A 24,487-nucleotide genomic window follows, 5' to 3' on the forward strand; every position below is an offset into this window, starting at 1 on the left:
CCTTGTCGTTATTCGATTTGGGCCAATGCTGCGGCCTCTTCTATATCCACCGCCACAATGCGAGAGCATCCCGGCTCTGCCATTGTAACGCCGGTGAGACGATCTGCCATCTCCATTGACACCTTATTGTGACTGATGAAGATAAATTGCACCGTTTCCGACATCTCTTTAACCAATCGGCAAAAGCGACCTACGTTGGCGTCGTCCAGCGGCGCATCTACTTCATCTAATAAACAAAATGGTGCCGGATTTAAGCGGAAAATTGCAAACACTAATGACAACGCTGTTAGCGCTTTCTCGCCACCCGACAGCAGGTGAATTGTACTATTCTTCTTACCAGGCGGTTGCGCCATGATGGTCACACCGGCGTCGAGTAAGTCGTCACCGATGAGTTCCAGACTGGCGCTGCCGCCCCCAAATACCTTCGGAAACAACCCCGCCAAATCTTGATTGACCGCATCAAAGGTTGCCTTAAAGCGTGCTTTGGTCTCGCGGTCAATTTTGCGGATAGCGCCCTCCAACATATCCAGTGCTTCCCGCAGATCACTGTCTTGCGCCGTTAGGTAGTTCTGCCGCTGCTGCTGACTGTCAAATTCCTCGATCGCCGCCAAGTTAATTGGCCCCAACGCCTCAATTTGCACTTTAACTTCCGACAATTGCGAACTGCGCAGGGTTAAGGTGGCGTCACTGGCGAGTTGTGGCAGCAGCTCATTCAGTGATAACTGCGCTTCCGCCAACAGATCCAGATAGCCTTGGGCTTGTACCCGCAAGCCTTCGCGCTGCAGTTCCAGCTTATTGCACTGCTGCTGCAGCTTCGATTGCTGTCCCTGTTGATCGCGATTTGCCCCCAGCAACGCTTTAACTTGACCATCCAACTGCGCCTGTTGCTGCTGCAGCTGTTGCAACTGCTGTTGCTGCTCACTTTGTTGCTGCCGCAGCTGTTGCAATTCAGCACGTTGCTGGGGCTGCGGTGCCAGCAGATCATCTAACTGTTGCTTAGCGTCATTAATTCGCTGTTGCAGCTGTTGGCTCTGCCCTTGGGTACTGGCGAGTTGGTCCGCCAGCGCCGCCAATTGCGCCTGATCCCGCTGCTGCTGCAACTGCGCTTGCTGCACCTGTTGATTCAGATCATCCAGTTTTTGTCGTTGCTGTTTCAATTGATGGCGCAACTCCACCAGATGATCAGCCCGTTGCTGCCAGCGCTGCTGCGCTTGGGTTTGACTGACACTGGCCTGCTGCAGCTCTAGCGTAAGTTGCTGCCGCTGACCTTGAGCCTTAGCCAGCTCTTCGCTAGTGGCAGAAAGTTGCTGCTTAAGTTGTTGTTGCTGCTGCTGTGCCAGTTGCAGCTGATGAGTTAATTTATCCAGCGAACCTTGCTGGCTAAGCAACTGTTGATAGCTGCTTTGCTGCGTTTGCTGGGCCTGTTTAAGGCTCTGCTGCAATGCCGTTAACCGCTGCTGCAACTGCGCCTGCTGCGCTTTACCTGCAGCGACCGTCTGTTGCTGACTGCTAACGGCAAGTTGGTTTTGCTCAAGCTGAGCTTGCAGTTGAGTTAACGGCTGTTGCTCACCATCGCCAAGCAAGCCGCAGATCCCATGGCCAAACCAGCGGCCATCGGCTAATACCACCGCCTGTGACGCTGGCAACTGCTGCAGCAATTGCTGCGCCTCAGCCTCACTGTCGGCGCAGTGGATCGGTGCCAACCACGGCGCCAAGTTGTAACCACAACGCACCCGATTAAGCAGTGACGTCGCCGCCACTTCGATTGGCGCTGGCGCATCAGTAAAACAGAACACACCTGTGCTTAATTGCGGCGATTCGGCACTAATTACCCCTTGCAGCGGCTGTTGTAGCAACGCTTCCACTACCGCAGCCCACTGCGGCTCGATATTCAGCTGTTGCCAAAGTCGTGGCAGCGCCGCTAACTCTGGCGGTAACGCCTGTTGCCGATTACGTAATAGCGTGGTTAATGCTTGTTGTTCCGCCAGACTCGACGACAGTTGTTGCTGCTGTTGCAACAACTCGTCATTGGCACTCAGTCGCTGCTGATCGACAGCCGCTACTTCTACGGTTAATTGGTCAACCTGTTGCTGCGCCTGCTGGTGCTGCTGTTCCGCATCACTAATGGAAAACTGTGCCACCTCAATGGCGCTTTCCAGCGTCGCCAGATCCAACAGTGTCAGTTGTTGCGAAGCGCGAACCTGCGCCGCCGTTAAGCGTTCAATGTCGCGCTGCACCGATTCCGTTTGGTTTTCGAGTTGCTGCTGCTGTTGCTGCGCCTGTTCACGTTTGGTGCGGGCGTCATCACGCTGCGCTTCGGCTTGCTCTTGCTGCTGCTCCAGCAACTGATATTGCTGCCGCAAGCTTTGTTCATTGGCGCAAAGCAACTGCTGCAGCGGTGCCGATTGTTGCAACGCTTGCTCAAGTGCCTGTTGGCTTAGCTGCAAGTTCTGTTGCTGCTGGGCCAAATTGGCAAAATGCTGCTGCTCGCGCTCAATCTCCGCTTGCAGTTGCAATTGGCGCTGCTGCTGATGCTGTTGCTGCTGCTCGGCGGCGCTAATGGCAGCGGTTAACTGCAATTGCTGCTGTTGCTGTTGTTGCTCATCGGCGGTCAGCGTGCGCTGCTGGGCTTGCAGTAACTCCAGTCGATGCTGATCACCACTTTGGTGCTGCTGCAGTTGCTGCTGGCGTCCTTGTAGATTAACGATCTGCTGATCCAGCTGTTTGCTCTGGTGATCCGCTTGCCGCCAGCGCAGCGCTAACACCTCACCATGCAGACGGCGTTCATCGGCTTTAAGCTCTCGATAGCGACTGGCGGTGGTCGCTTGCGCCTGCAACTTAACGATCTGCTCATCCAGTTCATGACGAATATCATTTAACCGCTCTAAGTTATCGCGGGTATGGCGAATGCGAGTTTCGGTTTCGCGGCGACGCTCTTTGTAGCGTGAGATCCCCGCCGCCTCTTCGATAAACACCCGCAGCTCTTGTGGTTTAGACTCGATCAGGCGAGACACCGTGCCCTGTTCAATAATCGCATAGCTGCGCGGCCCCAAACCGGTGCCCATAAACAGATCGGTAATATCGCGACGACGGCACTTGCCACCGTTCAGAAAATAGAACGACTGCCCCTCGCGATTAACCTGACGTTTGACCGAGATTTCACTGTAGCTGGAAAACTGGCCTTCAAGCCGGCCATCGCTGTTATCAAACACCAGCTCGACCGAAGCCAAGGACACCGGTTTGCGACTGGTTGAGCCATTGAAGATCACATCGGTCATGGCATCGCCACGTAAGTTCTTGGCGCTGCTTTCGCCTAGAACCCAACGCACCGCATCAATGATGTTGGATTTACCACAACCGTTGGGACCGACAATCGCCGTCATCGGATCGGGAAAGGCTACTTTGGTTGGCTCGACGAAGGATTTAAAGCCAGCAAGTTTTATCTGTTTGAGCCGCATGCGAAGAAGGGAAAATAACCGAAACTACAAGAGAAAAATCAGCGGCCAAGATACCACTAGCCGGATCTTTTTGTAACAGCTTGCCGTTGACCGATTGCCCACCCGAACACCACAATGTTGGATATCTGTCTGTTTTAGAGTTGTTTGTATGCAATCTGTTCTACCGGCCGGCGCCAGTGGGGTGCAATATCTGTTAAAGGGGTTGGAACTTATCCGCCAACCGGGACTGAAGCGATTCGTGATGATCCCGCTAACCATCAACCTGCTGCTGTTCTCCCTCGCCTTCTTCTTTTTGTTTCAACAGATCGATCTGTGGATGGCGCAACTGGTGGCGTGGTTACCGGAGTTTCTGCAATGGCTCGACTTCATTTTGTGGCCGCTGGTGTTCTTGTCGATTGTGATCTCCGCCTCTTACCTGTTCACCACAGTGATGAACTTTATCGCCGCGCCGTTTAATGGTCTGCTGGCCGAACAGGTTGAGAAAAAACTGACCGGAGAAGATCTCTCCAGCGGCGGGATGGTCGACCTATTAAAAGATACGCCACGATTGATTGGCCGCGAACTGACTAAACTCGGCTATTACTTGCCGCGAGCGCTGCTGTTTTTGATCCTGCTGTTTTTGATCCCGGTAGTCGGCCCCATTTTGTGGTTCGCCTTCACCGCATGGATGATGGCAATCCAGTACTTAGATTACCCATTTGATAACCACAAGGTACCGTTTGACCGGATGAAAGCGGCGCTTAAGATGCAGCGCTGGCGTGCCTTTAGCTTCGGCGCAACCTGCGCACTGTTAGCGATGATCCCACTGGTTAACCTGATCTTAATGCCAGTGGCGATTTGTGGCGCTACCGCGTATTGGGTAGACCACTACCGTGAGGTTCATCGCCTCGGCAATTAAGTATCGTCATAACTGAGCTTCAATCTCCAAAAACAAACGCCCCGCTGATGTTATCGCCAGCGGGGCGTTTTCAAATCTAAAGCCAAATTACAACAGTAATCCCATACCGACCACACTGGCTGCAGCGCCAACCGCCTGACCGGCTTTGTAAGCGTCATCTTCAGCTTTTAGCGCCGGCTCTGGATGATCGATGCCAAGCGCGGCATAGGTGAACATCTTGGCATCCTCTACTACGCCCCGGTTATCCACATCCGCTTTGGCCAACGCTTGAGCCTCGGCACTTAAGGTCACCGTATCCGCCGCCGCTGACACCGGCGGCGCCAAAGTCACGGCACTCGATTTAGCACCACAACAATCGGTCGTTACTGGCGCTTTAACCTGAGCTAAGGCTTGCGCTTGGTTCACGTTTACCATCAACTACTCTCTCCTTGAATCATCCTTTATCGCCTTAGGAGCTGATGATCACCACCAACGCTAGGGCGATAAACAGCATCGCACTGAGTCGGTCAACCCAAACTTGATGGCGCTTCAGTATCGCCAACAAGCCCGTGCCGCCAATCCCTAAGGCCACTACCGCATACCAGAGGGCATCAATACCGCCGGCGGTCAGCATCATAATCAGATGCTGCCACCACCCTTGCTCCGGTGACACAAACTGGCTAAACAGCGCCAAGAAAAATAACGCCAATTTAGGATTTAAAAACGCCACCATAAAGCCGCCACCAAAGCCAACAAATCGACTGGCAGAGTGCGCTGTTGCCGCCGTCGAGTTATCGCCGCTTTGCGGTTGCGATTTACTAAGCAATATCCGTGCCGCGGTATAAAGCAGAAACGCCGCACCGCCATATTGGATGGCGCTAAATAGCATCGGCGTTTGTTTGATGATTACTGCCAACCCCAAAGCTGTGATCAGGGCGTACAGACCGACCCCAACACCATGCCCGATTGCCGTCATTAGACCGCGACGGGTACCACCAGCAACGGTATTGTTAATCACCAACGCTAGGCTGGGGCCAGGGCTAACCGCCCCCAAGACACAGATGGTCGCCAACGACAACCAGGTCATTAAATTCATCGAAATACTCTACCTTGCAGGGCGTTCAGCGGTTTCGCAGTCGCTGTGTGAATGACATTGCTGGTGTAACTGGGTCTGCCCAGAGCTGTACGCCCAAGGGCAGGTTTCATCCCGCTCCAGCGGCTCGAACAGTTCGTCAACCTCGGTCTTCTCCGGCGTTACGCCCGCTTCTATCTGATTGACGGTGCGGTGCACCAACCAAACCGCCAGCAGCGACCACACCACCACGCCGACCATCTCTCCGGCCATTACCCCTTTGGCCCCAAATAGCGCAGACAACAGATACACCGCCGGAATGGTACCCAAGAAGGCGCGAGCGAAGTTAAATACCGTAGCGATGTGGGCACGATTCAAATTATTAAAACAGGCGTTGGTAATAAATAACGTGCCGGCGAACACAAAACCGCCAACCAAAAAATCAAGGTAGAACGTTATCAACTCCGCCGCGTCACCACTGGCATCAAACAGCTGCACAATCTGTTCAGCTGCCACTATCAACAGCAACCATACGACAGCAACGTAACAGAGGTTGACCAACAATGCGTTGCGGATCGCTTCACGCACACGTTGATAATTTTGCTGGCCAGCATTTTGGCCGATGATGGGGCCAATGGCACCGCTTAAAGCAAACACAAAGCCAAACGCCACCGGCGCTAAGCGGCCAATGATTGCCGCACCTGCCACCGCCGAATCGCCATAGGCTGCCATCGACTTCATCACGTAGCTACTGCCAATCGGTGTAGCCAGGTTGGTAAGCATTGCCGGCAAGGCAATGGTCATCACCAGCCGCAGATCAGCCACAAAGCGCGACCACGACGGCGGCGCAACCAAACCAAAGCGGCGATACAGTGGGATCCACGCCATTGCCACAATGGCCACCCGCGCCACCACCGATGCCCATGCCGCACCGTGTAAGCCCCAATCGAAGGTAAAGATAAACAGCGGATCGAGTACCGCATTAACCAAGCCGCCAACCATAGTGGCATACATCGACAACTTGGCAGCGCCAACCGCCCGCAGTGCCGCAGCACCACCCATCCCGACCGCTAAAAACACATTGCTGGGCAGCAGGATCCGACCGTATTCCAAGGCGTATTGATGGGTCAGCCCTTTCGCGCCAAGTAGCGTCAACAATTCCGGCAAGAACCACCACACCGGAATGGCGGTAACCACACCGATGATCGCACTCAAAATTGCCACGTTGGTGCAATAGCGCGCCGCCGCTTGGCGGTCGCGGCCGCCTTCGGCGCGAGAGACCATTGCGCCCATGGCGATATTCAAGCCGATGGCGATCGCGGTCAGTAAAAACAATAAGGTACCGGCAAAGCCAATTGCCGCAGCCAACTCTTGCTGGCCAAGTAAGCTAAGGAAATACATGTCCGCCAGATCGACGGTGAACATGGTCATCAAACCGATGCTGCTGGTGAAGGTCATCACCAAGATATGTCGCAGGGTACTGCCGGTGGTAAACACAGCTTGGGCCACGGTTACTCCTATCGCGTTGGCATCAGAGCCAAAGAAAGCGTTAAAAAATGGGGCGTGTTGACCTTTGCAATATATTTTTGCGCCCGTCATTGGCTAATTTTGACAGTCAGTTGAACTTGGTTAGGCAACTTTACTGTTCATTCGTCATTGAAGGGCGCCTTGCAGGGTCGGACCAGCAGGTGTCACTCTTCGTCATACGATTTCGACGTAGAACCACTAGGCCTTCAATCGCAATCCTTGATTGACAGCCGCTATCCTCGACCAAATTCTGAACACAAAACGTCAACACGCCCCGGGTAACTGTACCATTTGTACCGCAACGGCGAAGGCTAAAAATAAAAAAACCGATGGCGATTGCCATCGGTTTTAACACCACAAAGGTTTACTAAATCAGGTCGGCTGATGCTTGTTCAAACAAGCCACTACATGGCTATAGCCATTCGACATGCAGGTATAAAACGCCTTTTGCGAGGTCACCGAGTTTTGGCAATGACGGATACTGGTTTGACGCTTAAGCACCCGCACCATGTTTTGGATCCGCTCCAGTTCGATGTCGTTGATCAGCCCCTCTTTAAACCGAGCTTGAGCAGTTTGATTGACACTATCTAAACTGGCGGTGATGTTATCTACCGCACCGTGGCAATTTAACGCTTCACTGTCGTACGCCAGTCCCAGTTTGTCTTCCATTACCCGAACCGCCAGTTCGGTAGCGCTGTTACTTAAGCGCTGGTGTGACGGCGGCAAGCGAATCACCACAGTTTTATTACCACCGCGTTCATCGGCGCCAACGAATCGTTCAACCGCTTTGTCACCATCCAGTGGCGCCATCTGGCTGTAATGAACGTTACCGCCTTCGTCAATCCACTTGTAGACATCCGCCGCAAGTGGCAATGAACAGCAGATTAACAATAATGTGGCGAGTTGCTTCATGGTGCGTCCTTGTCCCAAATTAGCATCAGCGTAGAGTAGCTATTACTGCGCATGACTCAGTTTTGCCTACGCTGCACCCTAAATCCTGAGCAAATTATAATTTACTTTTGTGGCTATAGACGGGGTTTGTAGTCAATTTGGGTTACCGTCTAATAAATTCAGATGGATATTCCAACAAAACAGGCTGAACGCAACACGAACCGCTAATGGAATTGCATTCACCGCCAACCACATCTAAGCCTTTAAATGATTTAGTCTTTAATATTAGTAGGTTAAATAATTTTTGTGGGAATGGTATTAGCCATACAGCTTATCAATGTAGATTGGCAGTTGCCGCTGCCAATCAAACCGCAGCTGCCGAGCTTGACGCTGTAACTCGGAAAAGGTGTCGCTGCCAAATTGACGCAGCGCCAATTCAACCGTGGCCAGCAGTTGCTGGCTTTGCTGGTCAAGATCATCGCCATTAAATCCATAACCGTGCTGCTGCGGCACCACGGTATCTTTCAGACCTCCAACTGAGTGCACCAAACAGACCTGCCCGGCTCGCATCGCCAACAATTGGCTTAAGCCACAGGGCTCGAATGAACTGGGCATCAAAAACAGATCGCCCTGAGCGAAAACCTGCAGCGATAATGGTTCGTTGTAGCCATCGATAAATAGAAAATTGGCGAACTCACCAGCCAGTTGCCGAAACTCGTCGGCGATGTGACGGTCGCCGCTACCAAGCACAAGCAGTCGTACATCGTGCGGCTGTCGCTGCAACTGCTCGAGCAGATGCGCCAGGGTGCTTCGACCGTCCGCTTGCCGATGACGCAATAACAGCACTTTTTGATCCGTCAGACGCCCGACCGAGGTTAGCAACATATGTGGTTTGCTCCGGCGCCACTGGGCCAACCGCAGCAATGCTAACTGATCGACACTACGCAGTTGCGGTTGCCGCCCCATCCAAGCGGCGATGGCATTTTCGGCGCTATTGAGCAGTTGCTGATAGTCTCCCGGCGGGGACGGCTGTTGATAATCACAGCCATTAAGTATGCCCACCAACTGTCCTTGCCGACGCTGCAGATCCGCCTCTAGCCCCTCCCCGCCGAAGAAGCCTAACTGCGGCTGTGACGGACGCACAATCTCCTCGGCGTATGTGGGGGATACCACGTGGATCCTATCAACCAGATTGATGCCAGCCCGCAACGGATTGACGCAATGTCGATGGTGACGATCGCTGATGCTATCAAGCTGCTCTGCGGTCAATTGCTGATAAAGATTGGGATACCAACAGGCTAGCGAAGAGCTGTCGTGTTGTAACGGACGGATCCCCTGCAGTGCCAAGTTATGAATGGTTAACACCAAGCGGCATTGGCTCAACTGCCGATACTGCGGCGCCAGTCGCAGCAACATAGCAACAAAACAACTGTGCCAATCATGTAGGTGGATCACGTCTGGCGCAGGCAGCACCTGCTGTGCCAGCAGATGACAACACGCGGCGCTAAATAGGGCAAACTTGCTGGCATCGGTCGCGAATGGCCGGTCATCGTCGCTGTGATAGATACGATCGAAACTAGAGTGACTTATTAGATAAGTGCACTGCGGTTGTTGTGCTTCGTTCAACAACCACAACTCACAGGGTTCGATGCGACCAGCAAAGGGTACCAGCAACTGGCTGTGCCACTGTGCTCCGGCTTGCTGCGCCATATTGCCAATTGCAGGCATCATCACGTCAGCGACGACATCAAGCTGCAACAGTTGTGGGGGTAAATCGCGGATCACATCGGCCATGCCGCCCACTTTGGCACCGGCAATGGCACCGTTTTCGGCGGCGATCATTAACACTCGCTGATTGATAGTGGATTCTCCTATTTATCTAGGGCGTGTTGACGTTTGGTGTTCAGAATTTGGTCGAGGATAGCGACTATCAATCGAGGATTACGATTGAAGGCATAGTGGCTCTACGTCGAAATCGTATGACGAAGAGTGACAGTCGCTATTCCGACCCTGTAAGGCGCCCCCAGTGACCACGGAACAGCAAAATTAACCGACAAAGAGCAATTGGCTATCAAAAGTAACCAACAATGGGCGCAAAAATATACAGCAAAGGTCAACACGCCCTAATACCATTAATCTGCGCAGCTGGGCATACCGAGCATGTCTCGGGTCACTAGCACCACCCCGTTGGTTGTGATCCGAAAGCCACGACGGCGGTCGTGATCGTGGTTATAACCAATCACCATCCCCTCTGGTACCTCACAGCCGCTGTCGATGATGGTTTTGCGCAATCGCACATTGCGCTGAATGACCACATCCGGCAGCAGCACCGAGTCCTCAACTTGGCTGTAACTGCACACCCGCACCTGATTAAACAGCACCGAATGGCGGATCACCGCGCCGGAAATAATGCAGCCGCCGGAGACCATCGAATCGACCGCGATGCCGCGCCGACTGGCATCATCGAAAACGTATTTCGACGGCGGCAACTGCTGCTGAAAGGTCCAGATCGGCCAGTGCGGATCGTACATATTCAGCTCTGGGGTCGGCGCCAAAAGATCCATATTGGCTTGCCAGTAGCTATCCAGCGTACCGACATCGCGCCAATAGGCGCATTGCTGCGATAAGGCCGAACAAAAACGATAGGCCATCACCTGATGATCGTTGATGATCCTCGGAATGATGTCCTTGCCAAAATCGCGCTCAGAATCGCAATCCCGTTGGTCTAAGCGCAGCTGCTCAAACAAAAAATCGGTGTTAAACACATAGTTACCCATCGACGCCAAACAGTGCTCCGGATTTTGTGGCAACGACTGCGGTTGCGCCGGTTTTTCAGCAAAACCGACAATCCGATCTTGGTCATCAACCTCCATCACGCCAAAGCGGTTGGCCGCTTGGGCAACCGGCACCTCAATGCAGCAGCAGGTCATCTGCGCCCCTGATTCTGCGTGGGCAGCTAACAGGCCAGCGTAATCCATTTGATAGATGTGATCGCCAGACAGCACTAGCACATACTTGGGGCGCTCTTCGCGAATGATGTCGATGTTTTGCAGCACCGCATCGGCGGTGCCTTGATACCATTCATCGGAGAAGCGCTGCGACGCCGGTAGGATCTCCACTGACTCGCCCAACTCCTTTTTAAAGTGGCCCCAACCACGCGACAGATGACGGATCAGCGAATGGCTCTTGTACTGGGTCACCACGCCGATGCGGCGCACCCCAGAATTGATGCAGTTAGACAATGGAAAATCGATGATTCGGTATTTGCCGCCAAAGTGCAGCGCTGGCTTGGCGCGCCAAGCGGTAAGCTCGTGCAAACGACTGCCACGACCGCCGGCTAAGATCAGCGCGTAAGTCTGCCGAGTCAGTTTGCTGATATAACGAGGACTGGCTTGATTCATCGGTTAGGCCTCCTTGGCGACGTGGCGTTGATGATGATCGGCAACCTGCCAGATCTGCTGCTGGTAATTACCAATGGTGACGTCGGATGAAAATCGCCCTGATGCGGCACTGTTACGAATACTCATTTGGGTCCAATGCTTGGTATCGCGATAGGCCTGCCCTGCTCGCGCTTGCGCTTGTCGGTAGCTGTCAAAATCGGCCGCCACCATCCATGGATCGGTCGGTGATTTGATGGCAGCGATGATGTCATCAAAAATCCCGGGCTCATGCAGATTAAAATGACCGCTTTCCAGTAGCTGCATCACCTGGGTTAACGCACTGCTGCTGTCGATGTAATGCTGCGGCTGATAGTGCGGTTGCAAGGCGGCGATCTCTGCGGCGGTAAGGCCAAACAGAAAAAAGTTGTCCTCGCCAACCTCCTCTAAAATCTCGATGTTGGCGCCGTCATAGGTGCCGATGGTAATGGCGCCATTCATCATAAATTTCATGTTGCCGGTACCCGATGCCTCTTTGCCGGCGGTCGAGATCTGCTCTGACAGATCCGCTGCCGGACAGATGATCTCCATCGCACTGACGTTGTAATCCGGCAGCAAGGCACAGCGCAGATAGGGCTTCATCAGTGGGTTGTAGTTGACCATATAAGCGACGTTATTGATAAGCTTGATCACCTGTTTCGCCATCGCATAGCCCGGAGCAGCTTTGCCGCCAATCAGCACACAACGGGGGGTCATCCCTTCGGTATCGCCCTCCAATATTCGCTGATACAGATGGATAATGTGCAGCGCATTAAGCAGTTGCCGCTTGTATTCGTGAAAACGCTTTACCTGCACATCGAACAGCATCGTTGCATCGAACTCGACCCCAGTGCGCGTGGCGACCAGATCGATCAGTGCGGCTTTATTCGCCTGTTTAACCTCATGCCAATGGGAGATAAGATCGGCGTCCTCGGTTTGGCTATTTAAGCAGGTCAGCCGCCCCAGATCGGCAACCCAATCCGCACCAATCCGCTTGTTCAACAGCGCCGCCAAACGTGGATTACAATGGGCCAACCAGCGCCGTGGGGTAACGCCATTGGTCTTGTTGTTAAACTTGTGTGGTTGCAATTGATAGAAATCAGCAAACAGCCCCTCGGTTAACAAACGACTGTGCAACTGCGCCACCCCATTGACTGAAAAACTGCCAACAATTGCCAGATAGGCCATGCGGATCTGCGGATCGGCGCCCTCTTCGATGATCGACATTCGCGTCAGCCGTTCGGTTTCTCCCGGCCAGCGCTGCGCCACCTGCTCTAAAAATCGCGCGTTGATCTCGTAGATGATCTGCAGATGCCGCGGCAACATTTGTTCAAACAGTCGTACCGGCCAGCGCTCCAACGCCTCTGGCAGCAACGTGTGGTTGGTGTAGGCCATCGTTGTGCTGGTGATCTGCCACGCCTTTGACCACGACAGATGATGTTCATCCAGCAACAAGCGCATCATTTCCGCCACTGAAATCGCTGGATGGGTGTCGTTCAACTGGATCACATTGTGGCTGGCAAAATCGCTAAGATCATTGCCAAAACGGCCAATGTAGCCATTGATAAGATCCTGCAAACTGGCACTGCAGAGGAAATATTGCTGACGCAGTCGCAGCTCTTTGCCGTTCTCGCTGGCGTCATTGGGATAGAGCACCATGGTGATCTGTTCCGCCAAATTTTTTGCCGCCACCGATTCGGCGTAACTGCCTTGGTTAAACTGGCTTAGGTTGAACTCGTCGGTCGCTTTAGCGCTCCACAGCCGCAGGGTGTTGACGCGGCCATTACGATAGCCCGGCACCGGCATGTCGTACGCCGTCGCTTTCACCTTTTCGGTATCCAGCCACTGGATCCGTTGCTGACCGTCACCATCAACGTAACTCTCAACTCGGCCAAAAAATGGCACCAGCAGGTCGTGGTGCGGAGTTCGGATCTCCCACGGATTGCCATCGCTAAGCCAACTGTCCGGGTGTTCTTGTTGGTAGCCATCAGCAAAACTCTGGGCAAACATGCCATAGCGATAGCGGATCCCATAGCCGACTACCGGCAACTCTAAGGTGGCGCAACTATCTAAAAAACAGGCAGCCAAGCGCCCTAAGCCACCGTTACCAAGGCCAGCATCGTGTTCTTGCTGTTGCAGCTGTTCAAGCTCGACCGAATACGCGGTCAGCGCTTGGCGACAGTCTTCATCAAGATCCAAATTCAATAACGCATTGCCTAAACTGCGCCCCATTAGGAACTCCAGACTCAAATAAGCAACCCGCTTGCGCTGATAGCTCATGTTGCTGCTGCGGGTCTTGCGCCAGTCGTCCATCAACTGCTCTTTAACGCTTAGTGCCAGCGCTTGATACAGCGCCGTCCTATCGAGATGATCACGGCTAAGGCAATAACGGATCTGACGCTGCAATGATTGACCTAAAGCGGTGCTGTTAACCTCAGCTGGAGATGCTTTCATCCGGTAAGTCCTGTGCTGTAACACGGTGGATTAACTGCAAGCTGAACGCCTGCACGGTAATGTGGTTAGATGCGACAACGACGGTAGGATCTGCGGTGGCGGTATCGACTAAGCCGCGCCAGTAGCGATGCGCGCCGCAATCAGACAGGTTGCTAGCTAACTGAAACTGCAGCGGTTGCTGGCCGTTGTTCAGCAGCAGACGCAGCGAATCATCACTGTTGCCCGCATCGATCTGCAGTTGCAACCCGCTAAGTTGTGGATCGTTCCAATCGGCGGCGGTCATGGTGCGGCCTTCTGGATGCAACCAGCTAAAGCGATTGCCGCGATGAAATTGGGTCTGCTTGAACTGTGGGAAGCGCTTACGGATGGCGGTTAACTTGGCTATAAAGTCGGTAAGCGGGTGCGGATCTGGCCACTGTAGCCAGCCGATCTCATTGTCCTGACAGTAGCTGTTGTTGTTGCCTTGTTGGCTGTTTGCCAGTTCATCTCCCGCTAGCAGCATTGGGGTACCTTGGGATAACAGCAGAGTTGCCAGCAAATTGCGTTGCTGCTGGCAGCGCAGCGCCAATACTTGCGGCAGCTCCGTCGCTCCCTCATGGCCACAGTTGAAGGCACAGTTATGCTGATGGCCATCGCGGTTTTGCTCGCCATTGGCTAAGTTTCGCCGCTCGGTATAGCTAACCAGATCCGCCAAGGTAAAACCGTCGTGGGCGGTGATAAAATTGACCGAAGCGGCGATGCCCCGGCCATTGTGCTCAAAGTGTTCAGCACTGCCGTGTAAACACTTGGCCAGATCCGGTAACAAGCCGCCATCGCCACGCCAAAAGCGGCGCACAGTATCGCGATAAAAGTCGTTCCATTCGCACCAGCCACTGGGGAAATTTCCCAGTTGATAGCCGTCATTGCCCAGATCCCAGGGTTCGGCAATAAGCTTAAGCTGGGATAGCTGTGGGTCTTGCGCAATCGCCGCCAGCAGCCCAGCACTGGGGCAAAACTGCTCGGGATCCCGTCCCATGGTCGTCGCTAAATCGAACCGAAAACCATCAACCCCAAGTTCCGCCCAGTAGCGCAGACTGTCGCACAGCAATCGCTGCATTACAGGACTTGCCAGATTAAGGCTGTTACCGCAGCCGCTGTGGTTAACATACCCTTGGCCATCAGCGGTTAAGCGGTAATAGCTGCGATTATCTAAACCACGAAAGCTGAAAGTCGCACCATGTTGGTCGCCCTCGCCGCTGTGGTTAAACACCACGTCGAGTAGCACTTCGATACCGTGACGATGCAAGCTGGCAACCACCTGCCGAAATTGCGCCGCACCACCGGGGCAATAGCTTGGCTGAATGGCAAAAAACGCGGCACTGTTGTAGCCCCAATAGTTGCTGAGGTTTTTCTCCGCTAGGTGCGGTTCATCGGCAAAATAGTGAATAGGCAGCAGTTCAATGGTGGTCACGCCAAGGCGCTTAAAATGTTCCAGCGCCCAAGGCTCTGCCAGTGCGGCAATGGTGCCGCGCTTGGCTTCACTGATATGCGGGTTTAGCTGGCTGAAACCTTTAATGTGCAGTTCATAGATAACGGTTTGCGCCGCTGGGATCTGCGGTCGCCGGATAGCCATCGGCGGCAGCGGCGCCGTTACCACCGATTTGGGCATGACCAATGCGTTATCGCCTTGATGCGCCAATAACGCTGGCAATTGCAGTGGCGCTGATACCGCTTTGCCATAGGGGTCCAACAGTAGCTTATTAACATCAAAACAGTCGCCTTGCGGGGCTGGGGCCGCCCCTTCGGCGCGAAAACCATAGCGACAACCGGGCTGCGCCAGCTGCCCCTGCACCAGCCCATGCCAGATAAAACCCTCACCCTGATGCAGCGGTAGCCGAGCCAGCTCTTGGTCATCGTCGTCAAACAGGCACAGCCACAACCGCGTTGCATGCTTGCTGAAGACTGCGAAATTAACCCCATCAGCACGCACTGTGGCACCAAGTGGATGCGCTTTTCCCTGTAGCAATTTCACGCCAAGGCCACCTCATTAGGCGATTCGACGACTTGCGGCAACTGCGGCGCTAACACTACACACGCCAGCGGCGGCACGGTAATTAACGCGCTGTGGGATTGGCCTTGATAGGGGTGCGCTTCAGCGATAACTTCGCCTTGATTGCCGACGTTGCTGCCGCCGTAATATTCGCTGTCGCTGTTAAGCCGTTCGCGGTAGTTAACCGCTTCGGGCAAGCCAATGCGAAACCCATGGTGCACCTGTGGGGTCATATTGACCACAAACAGCAGATGGCCGCCACTATCATCACGGCGCACAAAAGAGATCACCGAATCGCTGGCATTATCGCAGTCAAGCCATTGGAACCCCTGCGGCTGATGATCTTGGCAATACAGCGCCGGTTCACTTTGATAAAGCCGATTCAGATCCGCCAGCCAATCTTTGACTGCATGATGCCAAGGACTATCCAGCAGTTGCCAATCCAGCGGCTTTTGATGATCCCATTCATTGCGCTGGGCAAATTCACTGCCCATAAACAAGTGCTTCTTGCCCGGGTGCCCCCACATCAAGCCATAAAAGGCACGCAAGGTGGCAAACTGCTGCCAATCGTCGCCGGCGATCTTTGCCAGCATCGAACCCTTGCCATGAACCACCTCATCGTGACTGATCGGCAAGATAAACTGCTCGGAATAACCATACAGCAAACCGAAAGTCAGCTTATTGTGGTGGTAACAGCGATAGATCGGATCTTGCTGCAAGTACTGCAGATTGTCGTGCATCCAACCCATGTTCCACTTAAAACCGAAGCCAAGCCCGCCCTGATCGACCGTTTGGGTGACCCCAGGCCAGGCGGTCGACTCCTCAGCAATCATTAAAATCCCCGGATTGGCTTGATAGAGGCGGCGATTGAGATTCTGCAAAAAGGCGATCGCCTCTAAGTTTTCCCGTCCGCCTTGGGCATTGGGTAACCACTGGCCCGGCTGACGGCTGTAATCCAGGTACAACATCGACGACACCGCATCAAGACGCAGGCCGTCGAAGTGAAACTCCTGCAACCAGTAGTTAGCGGCGCTAAGCAGGTAGGACTGCACTTCATCGCGACCGTAGTTGTAGATCAGCGTATCCCAATCGGGATGATGACCTTGACGACTGTCAGCGTGTTCATACAGCGCAGTACCATCAAACTGAGCCAAACCGTGAGGATCCCGAGGAAAATGCGCCGGCACCCAATCCAGCAGCACCGCGATTTGCTGCTGATGGCAGGCATCGATAAAACGCCGCAGGCCATCACCATCACCAAAGCGGTGAGTCGGCGCAAACATGCCAACTGGCTGATAGCCCCACGAGCCATCAAACGGGTATTCACTGATCGGCATCAATTGCAGATGAGTGAAACCGAGCTGCTTAACGTAGGGCAGCAACTGTTCAATCAGTTGGTCATAATCTAAAAACTGTTGCTGGTCATCTTTACGCCATGATCCCAACTGCACTTCATAGATGGCGATTGGTTGCTGATGCCATTGGGTGTTGGCACGTGCTGCCAACCACTGTTGATCCTGCCACTGATAGTCGCTATTGGTTGGGATCCGTGAAGCGTTACAGGGCGGCGCTTCCATCGAACGCGCCCACGGATCGGCTTTATTTACCAAAACACCATCAGCACCAATTAACTGATATTTGTAGAACTGTTCCGGCTTAGCTTGGGGAATAAAGATCTCCCACAGACCGCTTTGCGGATGAAAACGCATCACATGTCGTGAGCCATCCCACTGATTAAAATCCGCCACCACCGACACTCGCTGCGCGTTCGGTGCCCACACCACAAACAGCACCCCAGTTACGCCCTGATGTTGGCGCCAATTGGCACCTAAGGTTTTCCAGCCCTGCTCTAGCTGTCCTTCAGCGAACAGGTGCAACTCCTGTTCTGTTAGCAGCGATGGAAACTGATAGGGATCGATGATCGCTTCACTGTGGCTTGGATAGTGCACTTGCAAGCGGTAAGCAAAGCGATTAACCCGACGTCCTAAGCGACCGGCAAAGATCCCATCAGCGTCAATGCATTCGAGTTCAGCAACCTTGCGATCGTCTTTAAGGCTGTGCACCTCAACCCGTTCAGCGCCTTGCAACCACGCTCTTACGATCAAGCCTCGTTGGTTGGGATCAGGATGCATCCCTAAGCAACTGAACACATCGTGATAGTTAGCGGTCTTAAGCGCCTGCTCGGCGCCATAATCAAAGTACTGTGCCATCCCTCGCCTCCCTAAAGCCGCGCTCCGCTGCTTGTTGCAACTGCGCCATCAGTGGCGCTTGTTGGCTAATTAACTGCTCTAGATTGAGCCGCAGTCGACGTTGCCAATTGCGGTATTGTTGATGGCTTCCCGGCAGATTAACCGGCTCGGTCTCGCCAGTAAGATCATCTAACTGCAGTGCCACCATCCGCGCATTCCCGCCAGCAAAACGAGCCAATAAACGCACCAGCCAATCGGCTTGCCACTGCGGCGTTGCCGCATCCACCCCAAGCCACTGCGCCAACTGCTGCAGCTGTTGCTGACGCTGCTGCCACTGCTGTTGATATTGCGTCTGGTCGAGCAACTGACATTGCAACCGCAACTGCAGATCACGTCCTTGCCACCACCCCGCCAGTGGGCTGACATCATGATTGGCCAACATCACCATGGCGTTCGGTTTGACTTGATTAGGGGGTTTAAAGCCGTGGTCATGGCGAAAGAAATAGAGCAGTTCGTTGGCGATGATGCCGCTACTGGCCAGTGCTCCAGCCAACTCCGGTGGCACCGTGCCGAGATCTTCCCCAATCACTGCACAGTGCTGGCGCTGGCTCTCCAAACACAATAACGCCAATAAAGTCTGCTGCGGATAATGCAGATAGCCGCCAGCCGCCGGTTGCTGTGAGTCCAGCCACCACCACAACCGATTTAACCCCATGATGTGGTCAATTCGCAGCGCTCCGGCACTGGCCATGTTATGCCGCAACAGTTCGATAAAAGGCTGGTAGTGCTGCTGTGCCAATGCCAGCGGCGATAACGGCGCCAAGCCCCAATTTTGGCCATTGCTGGCAAACGGATCGGGCGGCGCGCCAATACTGGCAGAGCTGCAGTACAACTGCGGCTGGCTGCTGATCTCAAAACCATCTGGAGCACTGCCGATTGCCAGATCGCGGATGAGCCCAATTCGCATCCCCGCCAGTAACGCCTGTTGTTGGCAGTGGCCAAGTTGATCGCTGGCGATAAACTGCAAAAACAGGTGAAATTTCGGCTCGGCCAAGGTGCCCTGCAAAGCGCTTGCTTGCTGCTGGCAAAAACGTTGCAGCAGCGCCCCTGACTGCTCGATAAATTGATTAAAACGGCGGGTAAATGTCGGCTCTAAACTCGCTTGATAACGTTCAAACAGCAGCGCCAACGCCGCCAGCTTTAGATCTGTGATAGCACCATAGTCCAGCCAATCGGCTTGACGGAGTTGCTGCAACGGTTGCTGCCAACGCGGCTGGTTAAACAGATCTGGGTCGTAGCCGACAACCTGAGTAACATCGATATACAACGGGTTAATAAAACGTCGATCGCAACTGCGATAGGGGCTGCACTCTTCAGTGTTCGCTAAATCAAGCGCGTGCAGCGGACTCAGTTGGATAAAGTCGACCCCATATGACGCTGCCCAACGGGTTAACTGCAGCAGATCACCAAAGTCGCCAATACCCCAGTTGCGTTCACTTCGCAGGGTGTATAACGACAGCAGCAAGCCCCAGCTGCGCTGGGCTGAATCATCGTTGCCAAAACTTTGGCTTGGTGCATGAACCCATTGTCCTTGCCAAAGCTCGTCGCCAATTTGCAGTTGCAACTGATGGTAGCCAAAGGGGATGTCGGCGCTGGCGGCAAAACTGAATCGCCACTGGCGGTAATGACGCCGATAGAAATAGTCACCAACACTGCAGCTGCGCAATTGGCCAAGCTCAAATTGCCAGCTTCCGCCCTGCTCTAACAGCAGTTGCACTCTGCCTTCTGGGGTTTGGTCGCTGGGCAGATAAAGATCAAAGGTCGCGCCGGCGCTGCCATCGGTTTGGCAGATCTGCCATTGCGGCAATGGTGTCGTCCACTTGATGCTATCCAGCTGTTCAACCCGCTGCGACGCTAGTTGCGGGTCAAGCTGCGCCTGATCAAACAGTTGCGGATCGGCCGCTTGCAACAACGCTAGCCGCAGCGCCGGAGGAAACACCACCTCATCGCCAGCACAGTTGATATAGCTTGCACCTACCCCTTGCAGGTAGAGCAACTTCTCCAATTCCAACGCCGCTATTCCCTTAGTCGACTTCCTGTCTGCCCTTAAGCGTAGAAGCAGATAACTCGGCGCTCCAAGGAATTGGCAGATTTTGCTCTCCGGAGGTTAAATTGTTACCTCGTCGTTATCACGCGATAACAACGGGGCTCATTTTGAGTTCAATTCATATATGCCCAACAAATAGCCTTATATTCCAAAAAGTTATCAAAAAGAATAAAGCTTCACTTCCGCCGTCGACGGCGATCGATATGCTAGGGCATCTAACGCTTTGTTTTTTGTCACTGCAGGAACGCATACCATGGCCAAAATCTATCAGGACAACTCGCTAACCATCGGCAACACCCCGCTGGTTCGTTTAAACCGTGTTACTGAAGGCAGTAACGTATTGGCGAAAGTCGAAGCCCGTAACCCATCGTTTTCGGTCAAGTGCCGTCTTGGCGCTAACCTGATTTGGGATGCCGAAAAGCGCGGCGTATTGACCAGCGACAAAGAGATTATTGAGCCGACCTCTGGCAACACCGGCATCGCCTTAGCGTTTGTGGCGGCCTCTCGTGGCTACAAGTTAACCCTTACCATGCCCAACACCATGAGCCTAGAGCGTCGCAAGTTGCTAAAAGCCTTGGGAGCCAACCTAGTGCTGACCGAGGGTGCCAAGGGGATGAAGGGCGCCGTTGCTAAAGCCGAAGAGATCCAAGCCAGCGCCCCCGATAAATACGTGCTGTTGCAGCAGTTTGAAAACCCAGCAAACCCGCAGATCCATGAACAAACCACCGGGCCTGAGGTATGGGATGACACCGATGGTGAAGTGGACGTATTTGTTGCAGGGGTTGGCACCGGCGGCACCATCACCGGCACCGCTCGCTACCTAAAACAAACCAAAGGCAAAAATGTCTACACCGTTGCCGTCGAGCCGGAAGATTCGCCGATCATTGGCCAAGCGCTAGCGGGACAAGAATTGACCCCTGGGCCGCACAAAATCCAAGGCATTGGCGCCGGCTTTATCCCTGGCAACCTCGATTTGACGGTCGTTGATGAGGCGGTTCAAGTCAGCAATGACGAAGCAGTCAGCATGGCGCGTCGGCTGATGGAGGAAGAGGGAATTTTAGCGGGGATCAGTTCTGGCGCTGCCGTGGTTGCCGTCAATAAGCTTATCGCCGCCAAGCCGGAGCTGAAAGACAAAACCATCGTCGTGGTGTTGCCATCCGCCGCTGAACGCTACCTGTCGTCAGTGCTGTTTGCCGGTATGTTCAGTGACGCAGAGAACGTCCAATAACCGATCGCAGCATAGGGCGGTGATCTACACCGCCCTTTTGCGCTTTACCGATTTGACCTAACTCTTAGCCTGCCTTTATCCTGCCAAGCCACTAGCACACCAACAACAGATCGACGACTCCATGGCTACACGCGACGTCACCATCGCCGCTCCTTACGGACTTCATACTCGCCCCGCTGCGGTTTTGGTTCGCCAAGCCCAACGCTACGACGCCGACATCATCCTGCACTGCGATGGCGAACAGGCAAACTGTAAAAGCTTGTTTAAGCTGCAAATGCTGAATCTGTGTCACGGCAGTACCGTCACTATCGAAGCCACTGGCGATGACGCCGACTTAGCCCTGCGAGAACTAACCAAGCTGCTGAAAGAATTACGGTAATTGTGCCATTCAAGGGGCTAACTGTTTGCCCAGAGCGGTTGTAACTGCAACGGCAAAGCAACTAAGATGAATATCATTAAGTAAATTAATCGACCCACCTCAACACCAATAATTAAGGGGTAATCAATGGGTTTTCTCAGTCGCCTTCGGCGCATCATTGACAATCGCGAACCGCCGCTCGAAGGGATCGCCATTGTTGCGCCGGTTTCGGGGCAACTGGTGCCTATCGAAAAGGTACCAGATGTGGTGTTTTCCGAAAAAATCGTTGGTGACGGCGTTGCCATCGATCCCAGCGGTAATCAAGTGGTGGCCCCGATTGACGGCACCATCAGTCGCATCTTCGACGCTAACCACGCCTTTGCGATGGAATCCCCACTGGGGTTAGAACTGTTCGTGCACTTTGGCATCGATACCGTCGAACTGCGTGGCACCGGTTTTAAACGCCTAGCCGAAGAGGGTCAACAGGTGAAAGCCGGTGAGCCGATCCTCGAATTTGATCTCGACTATCTGCAAGAACACGCCAAAAGCGTACTTACCCCCATCGTTATCGCCAATATGGAAGACGTTAAGCAACTGACCAAGCAGCAAGGCAAGGTCGAAGCTGGCCAAAACCAAATCCTACTGGTGCAGATGTAACTTTGCTATCGCGGCGCCATTGATGGCGCCGTGGGTTGTTAAGGATCCCCGCATGACCACCCTAACTCTGTACGGTATCAAAAACTGCGATACCGTAAAAAAAGCACGCAAGCACCTCGAACAGCACGACATCCCTTACCAGTTTCATGATTTTCGTGAAATGGGTCTAACCGCCGCAACGCTTGAACAGTGGTTGCAGCAACTCCCCTACACCAGTCTGCTGAACACCCGCTCCACCAGTTGGCGGCAACTGCCTGATACCGATAAAGCGGATATGACCGAGGCCAAAGCGCTGGCATTGATGCTGGCAAATCCAACCTTAGTTAAGCGCCCGGTATCGCAACTTGGCGCTGCGGTCACTGTCGGTTTCAAAGCCGCCGATTATCAACAGTGGTTAGCGCAACATGGTTGAGTCTGAAGTACTGTCATTGGCTAAAAACCTGATCGCTCGGCACTCGGTCACCCCAGAAGATGCCGGCTGCCAGCGATTAATGGCGAAGTATCTGCAAGATTTAGGGTTTGAGATTGAGTCGATGGTGTTTGAGGACACCACCAACATGTGGGCTCGGCGCAATCAATCCGGGCCGCTGTTGTGCTTTGCTGGCCACACCGATGTGGTACCACCTGGCAACGTCAGTCAGTGGCACACCCCACCCTTTGAGCCAACCGTCATCGATGGCGTGCTTTACGGCCGCGGCGCCGCCGATATGAAAGGCTCATTGGCGGCGATGCTGGTGGCAACCAAACGCTTTGTCGAAAAACATCCACAACATCAAGGCTCGCTGGCGTTTCTGATCACCTCCGATGAGGAGGGCCCGTTTATCAACGGCACCGTGCGCGTTGTTGAAACCTTGGAAGCGCGCAATGAGAAGATCACTTGGTGTGTGGTAGGCGAACCGTCGAGCACCGACAAACTGGGCGATGTGATCAAAAATGGCCGCCGCGGCAGCTTAACCGGCGATCTCACGGTGCACGGTATTCAAGGGCACGTTGCCTACCCTCACCTGGCGCAAAATCCAGTCCATGATGCCGCCCCAGCGCTGGCGGAACTGGCTAGCCGTCAGTGGGACAATGGCAACCAGTTTTTCCCGCCAACCAGCTTCCAGATCGCCAATATTCAAGCGGGTACCGGCGCCCCTAATGTGGTACCGGGCGAGCTGCAGGTGCAATTTAATTTTCGCTACAGCACCGAAAGCAGCGCAGACGGATTGCAGCAGCAAGTTTGCCAGATTTTAGACCAGCACCAATTGCGTTATGACCTCAGTTGGGTACTGAACGGCCAACCCTTTTTGACCGACAGCGGGCAACTGCTTGAAGCCACCAAGACCGCAGTGCACGCAGTGATGGGTTACCAGACTGAACCGCTAACCACCGGCGGCACCAGCGACGGCCGCTTTATCGCCCCAACCGGAGCCGAGGTGATTGAATTGGGCCCCTGTAATGCCACCATTCATAAGATCAACGAATGTGTGCGGGTTGCCGATCTGGAGAAGCTAGCCGAGGTATACCAACGCCTAATGGAAGAGTTGCTGTGCTAACCACCGAGCAGATGCTGGGGCTGGATGACAGCCATTTGGTCGCCGTTGAACAAGCGCAACTGGAACGGCGCTGCGCTAAGGCGTTTAGCGCAATGCAGTTGGCCGCAGCCGCTGACGGCATCGACATGCAGATCGCCTCTGGCTGGCGCAGTTTTGAGCGCCAGTTGGCGATTTTCAATGGCAAAGCGCAAGGGCTACGGCCGCTGCTGGATCGCGATGGCGTTCGACTGGATCCACTGCTGCTAAGCCAAGCCGATCTGCTTGATGCCATTTTGCTGTGGTCGGCGCTGCCGGGTACATCGCGCCACCATTGGGGGACCGATCTGGATCTGTTTGATGGTGCCCAGATAAGCGCCAAATCGCTGCAGCTGGAGCCGTGGGAGTATCAAGCTGGCGGCCCCAACTACCGCCTTAGCCAATGGCTGCAACAACATATGGCCGATTACGGCTTTTACCTGCCCTATCAACAGGATTTGGGTGGAGTGTTGCCCGAGCCGTGGCACCTAAGTTACGCCCCCGTCAGCGCCCACACCATCTTCGATGTTGATGCCTTAGCCGCCCAGCTTAAGCAAAGCCCGATTGAGTTGAAAAGCTCGATTCTGGCGCAGTTGCCAGGATTGGTAGAGCGCTATTGCCAACGGATTGCCGAGCCACAACTGTTTAGCGTTTAAAACTCAACCTCTAAA

18 protein-coding genes are annotated in these 24,487 nt (G+C 53.9%); 7 read left to right on the forward strand and 11 right to left on the reverse strand.

What is annotated here, in order from left to right:
- Positions 1 to 8: 8 nt before the first annotated feature.
- Positions 9 to 3,458, reverse strand: coding sequence for a chromosome segregation protein SMC (gene smc, locus G506_RS0102890; protein WP_028115568.1), 3,450 nt, complete (start codon positions 3,456 to 3,458; stop codon positions 9 to 11).
- Positions 3,459 to 3,606: 148 nt separating this feature from the next.
- Here smc and cysZ point away from each other — a divergent pair, with 148 nt between their 5' ends.
- A complete protein-coding gene (gene cysZ / locus G506_RS0102895) occupies positions 3,607 to 4,356 on the forward strand; it encodes a sulfate transporter CysZ (protein WP_028115569.1) in 750 nt (249 codons plus the stop codon).
- 87 nt (positions 4,357 to 4,443) lie between these two features.
- Here the strand turns inward: cysZ and G506_RS18570 are convergent, their stop codons facing one another.
- From G506_RS18570 to malQ, 10 genes are all read right to left on the reverse strand, one after another.
- Positions 4,444 to 4,770, reverse strand: coding sequence for a hypothetical protein (locus G506_RS18570; RefSeq protein WP_035386901.1), 327 nt, complete (start codon positions 4,768 to 4,770; stop codon positions 4,444 to 4,446).
- A 34-nt stretch (positions 4,771 to 4,804) separates the two neighbouring features.
- Complete coding sequence (locus G506_RS0102905) at positions 4,805 to 5,431, reverse strand: LysE family translocator (RefSeq protein ID WP_028115570.1); 627 nt, start codon at positions 5,429 to 5,431, stop codon at positions 4,805 to 4,807.
- A 9-nt stretch (positions 5,432 to 5,440) separates the two neighbouring features.
- Positions 5,441 to 6,916, reverse strand: a complete 1,476-nt coding sequence (locus tag G506_RS18575) for an MATE family efflux transporter (protein ID WP_084631131.1) — start codon at positions 6,914 to 6,916, stop codon at positions 5,441 to 5,443.
- Between the two features lie 390 nt (positions 6,917 to 7,306).
- Positions 7,307 to 7,846 carry a DUF4124 domain-containing protein gene (locus tag G506_RS0102915; protein ID WP_028115571.1) on the reverse strand — a complete coding sequence of 180 codons (540 nt, stop codon included), beginning with the start codon at positions 7,844 to 7,846 and terminating at the stop codon, positions 7,307 to 7,309.
- A 297-nt stretch (positions 7,847 to 8,143) separates the two neighbouring features.
- Positions 8,144 to 9,667, reverse strand: a complete 1,524-nt coding sequence (locus G506_RS0102920; protein WP_035386902.1) for a glycogen synthase — start codon at positions 9,665 to 9,667, stop codon at positions 8,144 to 8,146.
- 290 nt (positions 9,668 to 9,957) lie between these two features.
- Positions 9,958 to 11,226 carry a glucose-1-phosphate adenylyltransferase gene (glgC, locus tag G506_RS0102925; RefSeq protein WP_028115573.1) on the reverse strand — a complete coding sequence of 423 codons (1,269 nt, stop codon included), beginning with the start codon at positions 11,224 to 11,226 and terminating at the stop codon, positions 9,958 to 9,960.
- A gap of 3 nt (positions 11,227 to 11,229) precedes the next feature.
- Positions 11,230 to 13,695: a glycogen/starch/alpha-glucan phosphorylase gene (locus tag G506_RS18580; RefSeq protein WP_051201845.1), complete on the reverse strand. Its 2,466-nt coding sequence runs from the start codon at positions 13,693 to 13,695 to the stop codon at positions 11,230 to 11,232.
- Entirely contained in the window at positions 13,676 to 15,706 is a 2,031-nt protein-coding gene (gene glgX, locus G506_RS18585) for a glycogen debranching protein GlgX (protein WP_084631109.1), read from the reverse strand. The genes G506_RS18580 and glgX overlap by 20 nt, the downstream gene beginning before the upstream one ends.
- Positions 15,703 to 17,934, reverse strand: coding sequence for a 1,4-alpha-glucan branching protein GlgB (glgB, locus tag G506_RS0102940; protein ID WP_028115574.1), 2,232 nt, complete (start codon positions 17,932 to 17,934; stop codon positions 15,703 to 15,705). The genes glgX and glgB overlap by 4 nt, the downstream gene beginning before the upstream one ends.
- Complete coding sequence (gene malQ, locus G506_RS18590) at positions 17,918 to 19,984, reverse strand: 4-alpha-glucanotransferase (protein WP_051201847.1); 2,067 nt, start codon at positions 19,982 to 19,984, stop codon at positions 17,918 to 17,920. The genes glgB and malQ overlap by 17 nt, the downstream gene beginning before the upstream one ends.
- 289 nt (positions 19,985 to 20,273) lie before the next feature.
- On the opposite strand from malQ, the gene cysK reads away from it, so the two are divergent.
- The 6 genes from cysK to G506_RS0102975 all read left to right on the forward strand — a co-directional run bounded on the left by cysK (position 20,274) and on the right by G506_RS0102975 (position 24,472).
- Positions 20,274 to 21,248: a cysteine synthase A gene (gene cysK, locus G506_RS0102950; protein ID WP_028115575.1), complete on the forward strand. Its 975-nt coding sequence runs from the start codon at positions 20,274 to 20,276 to the stop codon at positions 21,246 to 21,248.
- Positions 21,249 to 21,369: 121 nt separating this feature from the next.
- Positions 21,370 to 21,627, forward strand: a complete 258-nt coding sequence (locus tag G506_RS0102955; protein WP_028115576.1) for an HPr family phosphocarrier protein — start codon at positions 21,370 to 21,372, stop codon at positions 21,625 to 21,627.
- Between the two features lie 126 nt (positions 21,628 to 21,753).
- Entirely contained in the window at positions 21,754 to 22,263 is a 510-nt protein-coding gene (crr, locus tag G506_RS0102960) for a PTS glucose transporter subunit IIA (protein ID WP_028115577.1), read from the forward strand.
- Between the two features lie 52 nt (positions 22,264 to 22,315).
- Entirely contained in the window at positions 22,316 to 22,675 is a 360-nt protein-coding gene (locus G506_RS0102965) for an ArsC family reductase (RefSeq protein ID WP_035386903.1), read from the forward strand.
- Complete coding sequence (dapE, locus tag G506_RS0102970) at positions 22,668 to 23,801, forward strand: succinyl-diaminopimelate desuccinylase (protein ID WP_028115579.1); 1,134 nt, start codon at positions 22,668 to 22,670, stop codon at positions 23,799 to 23,801. Before G506_RS0102965 ends, dapE begins: the two co-directional genes overlap by 8 nt.
- Positions 23,795 to 24,472 carry a M15 family metallopeptidase gene (locus tag G506_RS0102975; protein ID WP_028115580.1) on the forward strand — a complete coding sequence of 226 codons (678 nt, stop codon included), beginning with the start codon at positions 23,795 to 23,797 and terminating at the stop codon, positions 24,470 to 24,472. The genes dapE and G506_RS0102975 overlap by 7 nt, the downstream gene beginning before the upstream one ends.
- The last annotated feature ends 15 nt before the right edge of the window (positions 24,473 to 24,487 follow it).

This window comes from Ferrimonas senticii DSM 18821 (assembly GCF_000422665.1).
Lineage (GTDB): Bacteria > Pseudomonadota > Gammaproteobacteria > Enterobacterales > Shewanellaceae > Ferrimonas > Ferrimonas senticii.